The organism is Caldicoprobacter guelmensis (genome assembly GCF_016908415.1).
GTDB lineage: Bacteria > Bacillota > Clostridia > Caldicoprobacterales > Caldicoprobacteraceae > Caldicoprobacter > Caldicoprobacter guelmensis.
Genome location: NZ_JAFBDW010000002.1, coordinates 337342 through 350709 on the forward strand (window position 1 = coordinate 337342; position 13368 = coordinate 350709).

The following is a 13368-nucleotide window of genomic DNA, read 5'->3' on the forward strand; positions in this document are numbered from 1 at the left end:
TTAAATGATAATTAGATGATAAAAAGTATGCAACTTGACTAATGGAGAGCAGTGAAGGGGGCAAATGATATGCCAACAGCGATATTGTCAGAAAGCAATTTGAAAGATAAAATCGTAGGCCGAATATTTGATATACAGCGTTTTGCAGTTCATGATGGTCCCGGAATAAGAACGACGGTGTTCTTTAAAGGTTGCAGTAATAGGTGTGGTTGGTGCCATAACCCAGAATCGATTACTAGTGAAAATCAAATTCAATATTATCCGAGCCGCTGCGTATATTGTGGAAACTGTGGTGTATGTTGTCCTCAGGGATGTCATGTTTTTACGGATTACAAACACGTGTTTGACAGATCCAAGTGTAGAGCATGTGGGCTATGCACGCAAACGTGCTATGTAAATGCGTTGGTTTTATGCGGGAGGTCGGTAACTGTAGACGATGTGATGGAACAAATAGTGGCTGATATAGTTTATTATCAAAAGTCAGGAGGTGGAGTTACACTATCAGGAGGTGAGCCGGTCCTACAAAACCGTTTTTGTTTGGAGCTTTTAAAGAGTATAAAGGCCCTTAATATTCACACTATAATTCAAACAGCTGGTAACTACGATTATATTAAACTTAAAGATTTGTTGCCTTATGTAGATCTTGTTATGTATGATATTAAAGCATATAGTGAGAATATTTACAGGACTCATATTCATGGTGATAGAGATACAATGTTTAATAATTTAATAAAATTGGATAGTGAAGGTATACCTATTATTGTGCGTACACCTGTTGTAGGTTCTGTAAATGACACTGCGGATGAGATAATGTTAATAGTTAAGTTTTTGCAGAATATTAAAAATTTAAAAGAGTATGTTTTGATTCCATATCATGGTTTGGGAAAAGCTAAGTATGAGTCACTGGGAAAGGAATATCGGAATACGTATTATACACCAGGGCCTGATGTAATGTTGAACCTTAAGAACTTAGCGGCTCAATACTTGCCGGTACCGGTATTAGTGTTATAATGATTTTTCTTGAAAATGATATATGCCCTTTGGTTAATTGAAATAATATCCCATTCTTTTTTTTATTACAGATATATCATATATGAAAGGGGCTATTAGTATGAGTATACCGAGTTATTCTGAAAGAATTGAAGCACTGCGCAAAACTAAGCTGGAATTCAATGATATTAAAATAAAAAAGCTGGGTTCATATAATTTTGATGATCATGGATGGATTCCATTCGAAGAGCCTATTGAATTTGAAATAGTTAGGGATCCCGATAGTGGACTGGTTGTCGGGATGGATGCTGTTTCCAAAACGTTTGCGAATTACTTAGATGCACATCCTGTATATATTCATCCTATGAGTGCCTTTGCGGGAGCCTGGGCAGGGAACGTACCTGGGGCATGTGATGACCCATGGAGACCAGAACATAGATTCACAGAACAGGAGCCTTTGTTTGAGAAATATAATATTACCACCCGTGGTTTGTACGGAATGAATCACTGTGGTCCTGATCTTAGGATCGGTTTGGAACTTGGATGGGGAGGCCTTTTACGGAAAATAAGATACTACAGAAAATTTAACAATCCCGTCGATACATCTTTTTATGATGGTGAAGAACGGCTGGTAGAGGCTATACAACGTTGGATTAAAAGGCACGTTGATTACGCCCGTCACCAGGCAATGATTACTCAGGATGAATTCATAAGGAACAATCTTTTACAAATTGCCGATATAAACGAGTGGTTAATTGAAAATCCTCCTCGTACATTGCGGGAGGCTATGCAGTTTATATGCTGGTTTCAATGCGTAGATCGAATGTACTTTAACGGTGGAGCAGGACAGGAGCTTGACGAACTATTGCGGCCTTATTACGAAGCTGATAAAGCAAATGGGATAATAGTAGATGATGAGGAAGTGGTTTGGTATGTTGCCAGTATGTTGTTTAACGATACTCATTACTGGCAAATTGGTGGGCAAAGTCCAGCTGATGGACATGACTTAACAAGTCGTATATCATTTTTAATTTTAGAAGGGATGCACAGGTTGAAAATTCCGGCTAATATAGCCTTGCGCATTCACGAAAATACAAATGAAAAACTTTTTGATAAAGCAGTAGAGTATCTTTTTGAAGATGGGACAGGTGTATCATTTTCATGTTCTGGAGGCTTAGATAAGGGTTTTGCACGTAATGGTTTTCCAATTACATTGGCTCGAATGCGGGCAAAAGTTGGTTGTAACTGGACAGCTCTTCCAGGTATAGAATACTGCCTCCAGGATGTAACGCGTATTTGTCTGGCAAAACCTTTGCTGATTGCGTTAGACGAGATGATTGCATCAGATGAAGAAAATAGTATGGAAAACCTGCTACGAAGATACGAGGCACATTTAAGGGAAGCTATCAACGTCATTAAAGATGGGGTTGATTGGCATGTAAAGTACAAGCACCTGAACAAGCCTGAGATAGTGCTGAATCTTTTTGCACATGGCCCGATAGAACGCGGGGTGGATATGTCCAATGGAGGAGTAGACATTTATAATTTTGCATGTGATGCCACTGCATTGGCTACAGTAGCTGATTCTTTGGCCGCTATAGAAAAATTTGTTGTTATTGAGAAAAAAATAACATGGGAAGAGCTGCAGACCATACTGAAAAACAATTGGAAAGACGCGGAACATATTCGGCTTATGTTTAAAAGTATACCTCGCTATGGTTCCGGCAATTCCAGAGCAGACTATTATGCTAGACTTGTGGCTGATATGTATACAAAGCTTATGATTGGTTCGCCAACTAAAGCTGGTTTCCGTGTGATACCGGGCATTTTCTCTCATGGAGATGTGTATATCCATGGCAAAAACCTTCCGGCAACACCAAATGGAAGGTTTGATGGCGATCCAATTTCACATGGTGCCAATCCTGATCCTGGATTTCTTCCCGGTGGAGGAACTGCGCCTACAGCAAAGGCTAATGCTGTTGCTTCTGTTCAGCCAGGTTATGGTAATTCTGCACCGCTGCAAATAGATATGGATAGCAAACTGGCGAAAGAAAGAGGAGGTAAAGAAATTATCAAGGCATTTATAAGGGCACATAATGAAATGGGAGGAACTCTGATCAATATCAATGTGGTGTCAAAAGAAAAGATACTAGAAGCTCACGCTAATCCTGATAAATACCCTGATCTGGTAGTAAGGGTGACAGGATATAGTGCTTTCTTTAAATCACTCTCTAAAGAATACAGGCAACAGATTGTAGATCGATGGATAGGGCATGATTGAAAAATATACTTGCTTTTTATCCTTATATGCAACGGTTCCTTATCAAAGGTATAATGATTGGTGCCATTAAGGGTTAGCATGGGGGGATGATATGAAACCGCAGATTGCAAATATCATAAACTTTGTACGAGGCGTTGAACCGCGCAATTCTGTTGATCTGGTTCGCCCAGTGAAAGAACAATTGGCTCTCTTAAAAAGATATGGACTTACAGGAACTTTTTTAATGCAATTCGATTCCTTAATCAATCCTGCTTTTGTCGAACTGTTGTCAATGTATTCGCAGGATATTGAAATTGGTGGTTGGTTAGAAATAGTTCAGCCAATGTGTGAGGCTGCAGGTGTACCTTGGAGAGGACGTCCTGGCTATAGCTGGGATTGGCACGCCAATGTGGCTTTTACTGTGGGATACTCTAAGGAAGAACGAATTGCTTTAGTGGATGTTTTTATGCAAAAATTTAAGGAAATATGGGGATATTATCCCAAGTCAGTTGGTTCATGGATTATTGATGCGTATACTCTGGCATATCTTTCAGATAAATATGGTATTGTTGCGTCCTGCAACTGTAAGGATCAATTGGGTACTGATGGATATACTCTCTGGGGAGGATATTACAGTCATGCGTATTATCCTTCAAGGAATAATGTATTGTGTCCAGCCCAAACTATTGAGCAACAGATACCAGTGCCAATTTTTCGTATGCTAGGAAGTGATCCTATTTATCAGTATGATATAGGATTAGATGTAAATAGAGGTAGACCAGAATGTCAGCAAGTTATAACACTTGAACCGGTATATAATGGTCCAAACGGAGGTGGTGGCGTCCCTGGTTGGGTGGACTGGTTTTTTCAAGAAAACTACAATGGAATATGCCTTTCTTTTGGATATGCTCAGATAGGTCAAGAAAATAGTTTTGGTTGGGAGGCTATGAAGGATGGTTTGACCTATCAGATAGAAAAACTTGCTAAACTTTCTCAGGAAGGAACAGTCATTGTACAGACATTATCACAGACTGGAGAATGGTTCAGAAACACCTATGCCTTGACTCCAGCTTCAGCAGTAGTGGCTCTTACCGATTGGAGAAATGAGGGAAGGCGTTCAGTGTGGTACAATTGTCGTAATTATCGTGTAAATTTTGTGTGTGAAAATAATAGTTTTTGGATACGAGATATTTATCGGTTTGATGAAAATTATGCCGAACGATATATAGAAGAAATATGTGATCTTCCGGTCTTTACTTACGATAACTTACCTGTTATTGATGGTTACCGATGGAGCGGGCATGGGATACGTGCTGGAATTTATTCTGTCAGGCCAGATGGGGGCAAAGTTGAATTTGAAGATATGGAAGTGTGGGAACAAGGTGAGAGTTTGAAGGTGTGCTGGAAATTAAAGTATGGTGAGAGAATAAGCTGTCTTTGCAGATCTGATATGTTGGAATGGCAGTTTCCATCATATGGTTATGGTCTTCACGCAAAGGCAGACCCTGAGTCAGTTTCAGCGTGTATAAAATTAGATGGTGAGCGGCTGAATTTTCGCTATAGGGGGTTTGATTATTCGGTAAAGTTAGAAGGTGCTGATATAAATGCACAATTTACCTTAGAACAGGCGGAGATTTATTTAAAAGCTCGGGGGAAAAATATACAGATGCGATTTGTCTAATGTAAAGGGTTCGTTATAAAATAGGCTGGTGGCGTTTTTTATACAATATGTTTCCTCAAGGATTTGAAGTATTTAAAGAGAAAGATTGTGAATGAATGTTGATAAAACTCTTTGTTCCCCCTTGACATATATTCATTTTTTTTGTATTATTATAAAAAAAGCATATAAAGGCCAGCCAAATTCGATGAACGGGAAGAGTAGGCGACATGACCAGGTCACAGAGAGCCGGGGATGGTGGAATCCCGGTACCGTTGGGTGTCGTTGAATGGGCCCGGGAGGAGTTGTGCGAACTTTAAGTAGCATAAACCGGTAGTCCACCGTTAAAAGGACAGGGTATCGAAGCGTGAGCTTCCGTACCTGGAATGAGATGGCTGCATTTAGGTGGCTAGCGGAGTGCGTAGGCATTTCGCCCTAAAGGGTGAAATGCCTTTTTTGATATAACCGCCGTCTAAATCGGCCGAAATTGGGTGGCACCACGAGGGGTACCTCGTCCCAATGGGGATGAGGTACCCCTTTTCAGTTATATTTCTTTGAGTTGGTTAAAAGTCAACTTGCTGAAAATTTTGTTTATACAGATTGGTTGTACTTCTTGTGTTGGATGCTTTGTTTTTAGGTACTGCTTTAATAAAATATTTTTCAATTTGTACCATCTTAAGCACTTGGCAAAATTTAAATATCATTGACTTTCGTAGGCTTTGCAGGGGCGATTATAAGCTTTTGAGTGACGGCATTTTATTTAAAAATTTAAGAACCGAAAGGAGTGAGCAAAAATGATATTCCCAAATGAGGCGGAGTTTAGAAGATTAAGGGGAAATGGTAGCGTTGTACCTGTAACGTTGAAATTAAACGCCGATGAGCTTACACCTATTAGCTTGTTTTACAGTTTGAAGGGCAGGAGAAAGTTTTTACTTGAAAGTGCGGAAAATGGTAGGAACTGGGGCAGGTATTCTTTTCTGGGCTGTAATCCTTACATGGCCATTAGTAGCTACGGGGACCAGATATTTATAGAAAAAGATGGGAAAATCGAGACCGTTGCCGGTAAAGTTCTAGATGAGGTAAAAAAATACATGAGTCGGTACAACATGGCATCGATAATGGGAATACCTCCCTTTACGGGAGGTGCGGTGGGGTATGTGGGCTATGACGTAGTGAGGCAGTATGAAAAGCTACCAGACAAAAATCCCGACCTCATTCAGGTGCCTGAAGCTTATCTGATGTTCTACAAGGATGTCATAGCATATGACCATTTTTACCACACTGTGTCCATTGTTTGCAATGTATTGCCGGAAGACCAGGTGGAATACAGTGATGTGGTGGATAGATTGAACAGTATAAAGGACCAAATCACAAAAATGGAAGAAATTCATCCTCTTGACATGACAAGCAATCTCGAGTATATCCATTCCAATTACGATAAGGAGAGTTTTTGTAAAATTGTTCAAAAGGCAAAAGAGTATATAGTTGCCGGCGATGTGTTTCAGGTGGTTCTGTCTCAAAGGCTGACTGCGATTACATACACCGAACCCTTTGATGCTTATAGAAAATTGCGCTTCCTTAATCCTTCACCGTATATGTTCTATATAGACTTTGAGGACTTCCAAATAGTGGGTTCATCACCTGAAAGCCTAGTGAACGTTGAGGGACGTACGGTAAGAACCAATCCTATAGCGGGAACAAGGCCCAGGGGTAAAACCAAGGAGGAGGATGAGAGGCTGAAAGAGGAACTTTTATCGGATGAAAAAGAGAGAGCTGAGCATGTCATGTTAGTGGATCTAGGGAGGAACGACATCGGCAAGGTGAGCAAATTTGGCTCGGTGAAAGTTGACAGGTTTATGGGAGTGGATATGTACTCGCATGTCATGCATATAGTTTCCACGGTTTCAGGCCAGCTTAAGGATGACAAGGATTGCTTTGATGCGTTGGTGGCCTGTTTACCGGCTGGTACGGTATCGGGTGCCCCCAAGATAAGAGCCATGGAGATAATTGATGAGCTGGAAAATGTAAGGCGGGGCATATACGCAGGAGCGGTTGGATACTTCGCTTATACGGGAAACATGGATATGTGCATAGCCATAAGAACCATTGTTTTCAAAGGTCAGAAAGCGTATATACAGGCAGGTGCGGGGATTGTATACGATTCTATACCTGAACTTGAATACCAGGAGACGCTTAACAAGGCTATGGCGCTCAAGGAGGTGCTTTGAGATGGTGATTTTGATAGATAATTATGATTCCTTTACCTACAATTTATACCAGTATATCGGCGAGATTTATCCCCATGTAGAAGTGGTAAGAAACGATGAAATAACGGTGGATGAGGTTATTAGTTCTGGTGCCAAGAGGATAGTGCTGTCGCCGGGGCCTGGCAGGCCTGAAGATGCCGGCATATGCGTTGAGCTTATAAAAAGGCTCAACGGTCAAATTCCCATTCTCGGCATTTGTCTGGGGCATCAGGCTATAGGATATGCTTATGGTGCAAAAGTGGTGCGTGCGAACAGAATACTGCACGGCAAGACTTCAATGGTTATACACAACGGAAAAGGGATACTGTGTGGAGTAAAAAACCCCATACGCGCAACTCGATATCATTCCCTGGTGCTGGATGAGGAGAGCTTACCGCCAGAACTAGAGGTTACGGCTCGTACGCCGGACGGAACCATCATGGCGGTGAGTCACAGAAGACTGCCGGTCTACGGAATACAGTTTCATCCTGAATCCATACTCACAGAGCACGGCAAAAAAATACTGAAAAATTTCATGGGAGGGATCATAAGTGTTGAGTGAAGTGCTGAAAAAAATAGTGTCGGGTGAGCACTTGACCCAAGAAGAGGCGGCGCTGTCTATGGATTATATAATGGACGGCAGCGCTACGCCGTCACAGATAGGCGCTTTTCTGGTGGCGTTGCGTATGAAGGGGGAAACCATTCCCGAGATAACAGGGTGTGCCCTTTCCATGAGGCTTAAGGCCCAAAAAGTGGTTCTAGACGACTATGCAATAGATACTTGCGGTACAGGTGGGGATGGTGGCAGGACTTTTAACATATCGACGGCGGTGGCAATTATTGCAGCAGCTGCTGGGGTGAAGGTGGCAAAGCATGGCAACAGGGCGGTGTCCAGCAAAAGCGGGAGTGCAGATGTGCTTGAGGCCCTGGGCATCAAGATTGAGATGTCACCCGAGATGGTGGTTGAGTGCATCAAGAGGACGCATATAGGCTTCCTGTTTGCTCCTCATTACCATGTATCCATGAAGAATGTGGTTGGACCGCGGCGAGAGCTGGGGATAAGGACAATTTTCAACATATTGGGTCCGCTTACCAATCCCGCTGGTGTTAAGGGGCAGGTTTTAGGTGTGTATGATGGGCGGCTGGTACACAGCCTAGCGGAGGTATTAATTAATTTGGGCACTCAAAGGGCAATGGTGGTACATGGCTTGGATGGCCTTGATGAAATCACTACTACCACGAGGACAATGGTAAGTGAGGTCAAGGAGGGAGAGATAATCGATTATGAGATAGATCCCGCTGAGTACGGTATTCCTTATGCCAAGCCCCAAGACATCGCGGGCGCTGATGCAGAATACAACGCTGAGCTGATAAAAAGGATATTAAAAGGCGAAAAAGGCCCTGCGCGGGATATAGTCCTCCTGAATGCTGCTGCTGCGCTGTACGTTGGCAATGACGCGGAGAGCATAAAGGAAGGGCTTGAAAAAGCTGCATACTTGATCGATTCTGGTGCGGCGTATGAAAAGTTAAAGGAATTCATAAGGGTGAGCAGGGAGGTGGCATATGTTTCTTGATGAAATAATAGCTTATAAGAAAGACCGCGTGAAGGAACAAAAGCAAAAAAAATCATTAAGAGTGTTGGAAGAGGAGATGCAGTGTGCACCGCTACACAGGAATTTTGTTAAGGCGCTACGCCAGAGTAGTTGTGGTAGCCGAGATGAAGTAAAGATTATTGCTGAGATAAAGAAGGCATCACCCTCCAAAGGAGTTATAAGAAAGGATGTAGTACCGGCTGATGTTGCAAGGTTATATCAGGAGGGTGGAGCAGATGCCATCTCGGTTTTAACTGAGGATAAGTACTTTATGGGGTGTGATGCCTTCTTGCAGGAGGTCAAGCAAGCGGTTTCATGTCCTGTGCTTAGGAAGGATTTTATAATAGATCCCTATCAGATTTATCAATCCAAGGCGCTAGGGGCTGATGCTGTCTTGCTCATCGTAGCTGTTTTAGGGAAGAAACTGAAGGAGTTTTACAACCTCGCAAAATCCCTGGAACTGGAATGCCTGGTGGAGGTCCATGACGAAAAAGAACTGGAAATTGCACTAGATTGTGGGGTGGAGATAATAGGCATAAACAACCGTGACCTTAAAAGTTTTACAGTAAGCCTTGATACCACCCAAAAGCTCATAAGTATGATTCCTGAACATATCGTGAAGGTGTCGGAAAGTGGCATAAAATCGCTAGAGGATATAAGGTGCCTTAAGTCCATAGGTGTGGATGCATTTTTGATAGGCGAGACTTTGATGACTGCAAACGACGTGGTAGGAACTCTCAGAAGGTTTAAAGGGATCCCATGATGGTTCTTTTTAAATGATGCTCAGCACTTATAGAGTGGTGGACGAGTTGGCGTTTGTTGTAATCTGGGTTTGATATTGGCGGCTGGATAGAGTATTCTGCGAGACATTTGAGGGGGCAGCACTTAAGATGGTTAAGATAAAGATGTGTGGCCTTACAAGGTATCAAGACATTGATTATGTAAATGAGTTAAAAGTCGATTATGCGGGGTTTGTGTTTGCCAAAAGCCCCAGGAGAGTGGATTTACCACATGCCGAAAAGCTGATTGCCCGGCTGGATAAAGGCATAAAAAAAGTGGGCGTGTTTGTAAATCAGGGTCGAGAATTTATAAGGGATGCATGTAACTTTTTAGGCCTCGATGTGATACAGCTTCACGGTGACGAAACCCCAGAGGAGGCCGCTGCATATGCCGCTGCATACGGTGTTGAGGTGTGGAAGGCTGTACGGGTAAGAGGTCAAAATGATTTGCTGCAGGCCTTCATATACAGGGTGGATGGTATATTGCTGGATGCAGCGGTACAGGGGAGTTATGGGGGGACAGGCCAAACGTTTGACTGGGATTTATTAGATGGTGTATCTTTTGATAAAAAAATCATTCTGGCAGGAGGCCTTAATCCTCTAAATGTTTGCTCGGCTATAGCCAAGGTAAAGCCGCATGCTGTGGATGTGAGTAGTGGCGTGGAAACCAATGGTTTTAAGGATTACTATAAGATGAAGGATTTTGTAGAAAGGGTGAGAAGCTTTGAAGAACGTGCCAGGTAGGTTTGGTATATTCGGAGGTCAGTATGTACCCGAAACAGTGATGAATGCCTTGATTGAGCTTGAGAGGGAGTTCAATGCGGCTATACAAGACGAAAGTTTCATGGAGGAATACCGCTATTACCTGAGGGAATATGCGGGACGGCCTACGCCGCTGTATTTTGCACAAAACCTTACCAAGAAACTGGGTGGGGCTAGGGTGTACCTGAAACGGGAAGACCTCAATCACACAGGGGCACACAAGATCAACAACGTTTTGGGACAGATACTTCTGGCAAGGCGAATGGGTAAAAGGAGGGTGATAGCTGAAACCGGGGCCGGCCAGCACGGCGTGGCCACCGCCACCGGTGCCGCTATGTTTGGCATGCAGTGTGAGATCTTCATGGGCAAGGAAGATGTAAAAAGGCAGGCTTTAAATGTATTTAGGATGCGTCTTTTAGGAGCCAGAGTGCATAGCGTCGAGTCGGGTACCGGCACGTTAAAAGATGCCGTCAACGAAGCCATAAGAGACTGGGTTACCAGGATAGAGGATACCTTCTATGTAATAGGTTCGGTGGTAGGACCTCATCCTTATCCGACTATGGTGAGGGAGTTCCAAAAAGTGATAGGGGAAGAGGCTAAAGCGCAGATATTGGAAAAAGAGGGCAGACTGCCCGATTATATCATCGCCTGCGTGGGTGGTGGCAGCAATGCGATGGGGATATTTCACCCGTTTTATCATGACAGAGAGGTAAAGCTTATTGGAGTTGAAGCTGCAGGGTTGGGATTGGAGACCGGCAAGCACGCTGCTACAATGGCTATGGGGAGCGTAGGCGTGTTGCACGGCATGAAGACCTTACTCTTGCAGGATAGCGAGGGGCAGATTATGCCGGTACATTCCATCTCAGCGGGGCTTGACTATCCGGGTGTGGGCCCGGAACACGCGTACTACAAAGAGATAGGGAGAGCCGAATATGTTGCCGTGACGGATAGAGAAGCGGTAGAAGCTTTTGTGGAGCTATCCAGGACGGAAGGGATCATTCCGGCATTGGAAAGCGCACATGCGGTAGCTTACGCCATGAAACTGGTTCCACAACTTTCGAAAGATAAAATAGTAATCGTAAATCTCTCGGGTAGAGGGGATAAGGATGTCGAGACGGTTGCAAATTTACCGGAGGTGGAACTATGAGCAGCACCGATTTGACTATGAACAGAATTGATAAAGCATTCAACAATTTGCGGGAAAAAGGCAGCAAAGCACTTATAACCTACATCACTGCCGGGGATCCCGATATCGACACCACTGCGGAGTTGATTGTCGAAATGGGAAAGGCGGGGGCAGATATCATCGAGCTGGGCATACCCTATTCTGATCCTCTAGCAGATGGACCGGTCATTCAAAGGGCTTCTGCAAGGGCGCTTAATAAAGGCATAAGGATAGCCGATATAATGAATATGGCCAGGTCTGTCAGACGGGTTACACAGGTCCCCCTGGTATACCTGGTGTATTATAACTCGGTATTTAAATACGGCATAGAGAGGTTTGTAAAAGAAGCGCACGATGTTGGCATAGATGGAATTATAATCCCTGACCTGCCTTTGGAGGAAAAAGGAGAAGTTTTTGACATAACCAGGCAATACGGTATACACCTTATTCCTTTGGTTGCACCCACATCCCATGAGCGTATAGCCAGGATTGTCGAAAACGCGAGTGGGTTTGTGTATTGCGTTTCCACAACCGGTGTCACCGGTGAAAGGGACCAAATTCATACCGATATAAAGGCATATATGGAAGAGGTGTCAAGATATACCAGCCTACCCAAAGCCATAGGTTTCGGCATATCAAAACCGGACATGGCGCGACAGTTTAGGGACTACTGTGACGGCATCATAATAGGAAGTGCTATAGTATCTCTTATAGAGAAGGCGTCAAGCAAAGATGAAATGCTTGAAAACATAGGTCAATTTATAAGAAATATAAAACAGGCATTGCGATGAAATGATGGCAATTCATGACGTGCCATGTAGGCGTGCCTTTAAGCTAATTGTGGGAATGATTTTGAACTGGTCTGTGATAAACAAATAAGGGCAGTTCCCCACAACGCGAACTGTCCTTATTTGTTAGAACATCTTCTTTTTCATCAAGATTAGCGCTGATACTATACATAGTGCCAGGGAAAAGAAAAATATGATTCCTCCTGCCATTGGATGGCTTTCAAGAGGGAGCCTGACGTTCATGCCAAAAAAGCTGTAAACAATAGTAGGAATTGCCAGTACAATAGTGACGGAGGTCAAAAATTTCATGACTATGTTTAAATTGTTAGAAATAATGGAGGCAAAAGCATCCATGGTGCTGCTCAATATATTGGTGTATATATTGGCCATTTCGATTGCTTGCTTGTTCTCTACAATGACGTCTTCCAACAATTCGGTATCATCAGGATACTTCTTTATGTAATCAGCTTTGAGTATTTTTTCCATCACTATTTCGTTGGCTGTAAGGGAGGTAGTGAAATATACAAGGCTTTTACTTAATGCCAAAAGTTGAATGAGTTCCTCATTTTTCATTGATTTGTGAAGTTCTCGTTCAATTATGCTGCTGGCCTTATCTATTTGGCGGAGGTATGTAAGATACTGAGCTGCGTTTTTGTATAGGATTTGGAGGATAAACCGAGTCTTTTTGTAGGTGTAAAAAGTCTTTACTCGGTTTTCTATAAAATCTGTTATAATGGAGGTCTCTTTTAGACATACGGTGATAATGCTTTTTTCGGTTGTGATTATCCCTAAAGGGATGGTGGTGTAAATCAAAGAATTATTTTCCATTTCTACTATAGGGATGTCCACTATAATCAAAACATTTCCTTCTTCTGCTTTTATTCTGGGTTTTTCTTCTTCATCCAATGGTGCTCGGATATAATCGGGATCCACATGAAGAGCTTCACATACTTTTTGAATCTCATATTCACTGGGGGCTGTTAGATGAACCCATACTCCCTCTTCAAAATTTTGTAATTCCTCTAACCTGTCTTCTATCGTTTTGAAAATACGGAGCATACGGTTTTACACCTTCTTCCTTGAAAAAATGGATATCGTGGATATCAACATTTAAGTTCATTAAGTTGAT

At 42.8% G+C, this 13368-nt stretch carries 11 protein-coding genes and 1 other annotated feature; of the genes, 10 read left to right on the plus strand and 1 reads right to left on the minus strand.

Features of this window, described 5'->3' with window-relative positions; all coding sequences use genetic code 11:
• The first annotated feature begins 69 nt into the window (after nt 1-69).
• The 10 genes from JOD02_RS04230 (at nt 70) to trpA (ending at nt 12242) form a co-directional block, all read left to right on the plus strand.
• On the plus strand, nt 70-1011 hold the full coding sequence (locus JOD02_RS04230) for a glycyl-radical enzyme activating protein (protein ID WP_204487227.1): 942 nt from the start codon (nt 70-72) through the stop codon (nt 1009-1011).
• 100 nt (nt 1012-1111) lie between these two features.
• Nucleotides 1112-3271, plus strand: coding sequence for a pyruvate formate lyase family protein (locus JOD02_RS04235; protein WP_243426319.1), 2160 nt, complete (start codon nt 1112-1114; stop codon nt 3269-3271).
• 91 nt (nt 3272-3362) lie between these two features.
• Nucleotides 3363-4931, plus strand: a complete 1569-nt coding sequence (locus tag JOD02_RS04240) for a hypothetical protein (protein ID WP_204487230.1) — start codon at nt 3363-3365, stop codon at nt 4929-4931.
• A 175-nt stretch (nt 4932-5106) separates the two neighbouring features.
• Nucleotides 5107-5429 (plus strand) — a binding site (T-box leader).
• A gap of 272 nt (nt 5430-5701) precedes the next feature.
• Nucleotides 5702-7135: an anthranilate synthase component I gene (gene trpE / locus JOD02_RS04245; RefSeq protein WP_204487232.1), complete on the plus strand. Its 1434-nt coding sequence runs from the start codon at nt 5702-5704 to the stop codon at nt 7133-7135.
• A 1-nt stretch (nt 7136) separates the two neighbouring features.
• Nucleotides 7137-7715 (plus strand): anthranilate synthase component II, encoded by a 579-nt coding sequence (locus JOD02_RS04250; protein ID WP_204487234.1) that lies wholly within the window; start codon nt 7137-7139, stop codon nt 7713-7715.
• Nucleotides 7705-8727 (plus strand): anthranilate phosphoribosyltransferase, encoded by a 1023-nt coding sequence (trpD, locus tag JOD02_RS04255; protein ID WP_204487236.1) that lies wholly within the window; start codon nt 7705-7707, stop codon nt 8725-8727. Before JOD02_RS04250 ends, trpD begins: the two co-directional genes overlap by 11 nt.
• On the plus strand, nt 8717-9508 hold the full coding sequence (gene trpC, locus JOD02_RS04260; protein ID WP_204487238.1) for an indole-3-glycerol phosphate synthase TrpC: 792 nt from the start codon (nt 8717-8719) through the stop codon (nt 9506-9508). Before trpD ends, trpC begins: the two co-directional genes overlap by 11 nt.
• Before the next feature lie 127 nt (nt 9509-9635).
• On the plus strand, nt 9636-10268 hold the full coding sequence (locus tag JOD02_RS04265) for a phosphoribosylanthranilate isomerase (RefSeq protein WP_204487240.1): 633 nt from the start codon (nt 9636-9638) through the stop codon (nt 10266-10268).
• A complete protein-coding gene (gene trpB, locus JOD02_RS04270) occupies nt 10258-11433 on the plus strand; it encodes a tryptophan synthase subunit beta (protein WP_204487373.1) in 1176 nt (391 codons plus the stop codon). Before JOD02_RS04265 ends, trpB begins: the two co-directional genes overlap by 11 nt.
• A 17-nt stretch (nt 11434-11450) precedes the next feature.
• On the plus strand, nt 11451-12242 hold the full coding sequence (gene trpA / locus JOD02_RS04275) for a tryptophan synthase subunit alpha (RefSeq protein WP_204487374.1): 792 nt from the start codon (nt 11451-11453) through the stop codon (nt 12240-12242).
• A gap of 123 nt (nt 12243-12365) precedes the next feature.
• On the opposite strand, the gene JOD02_RS04280 is transcribed toward trpA, so the two are convergent.
• Nucleotides 12366-13298, minus strand: a complete 933-nt coding sequence (locus JOD02_RS04280) for a magnesium transporter CorA family protein (RefSeq protein ID WP_204487242.1) — start codon at nt 13296-13298, stop codon at nt 12366-12368.
• Nucleotides 13299-13368: the final 70 nt, after the last annotated feature.

Coding starts and splice junctions, on each gene's coding strand:
- JOD02_RS04230 (WP_204487227.1), top strand. CDS start 70: ATGCCAACAGCGATATTGTCAGAAAGCAATTTGAAAGATAAAATCGTA.
- JOD02_RS04235 (WP_243426319.1), top strand. CDS start 1,112: ATGAGTATACCGAGTTATTCTGAAAGAATTGAAGCACTGCGCAAAACT.
- JOD02_RS04240 (WP_204487230.1), top strand. CDS start 3,363: ATGAAACCGCAGATTGCAAATATCATAAACTTTGTACGAGGCGTTGAA.
- trpE (WP_204487232.1), top strand. CDS start 5,702: ATGATATTCCCAAATGAGGCGGAGTTTAGAAGATTAAGGGGAAATGGT.
- JOD02_RS04250 (WP_204487234.1), top strand. CDS start 7,137: ATGGTGATTTTGATAGATAATTATGATTCCTTTACCTACAATTTATAC.
- trpC (WP_204487238.1), top strand. CDS start 8,717: ATGTTTCTTGATGAAATAATAGCTTATAAGAAAGACCGCGTGAAGGAA.
- JOD02_RS04265 (WP_204487240.1), top strand. CDS start 9,636: ATGGTTAAGATAAAGATGTGTGGCCTTACAAGGTATCAAGACATTGAT.
- trpA (WP_204487374.1), top strand. CDS start 11,451: ATGAACAGAATTGATAAAGCATTCAACAATTTGCGGGAAAAAGGCAGC.
- JOD02_RS04280 (WP_204487242.1), bottom strand. CDS start 13,298: ATGCTCCGTATTTTCAAAACGATAGAAGACAGGTTAGAGGAATTACAA.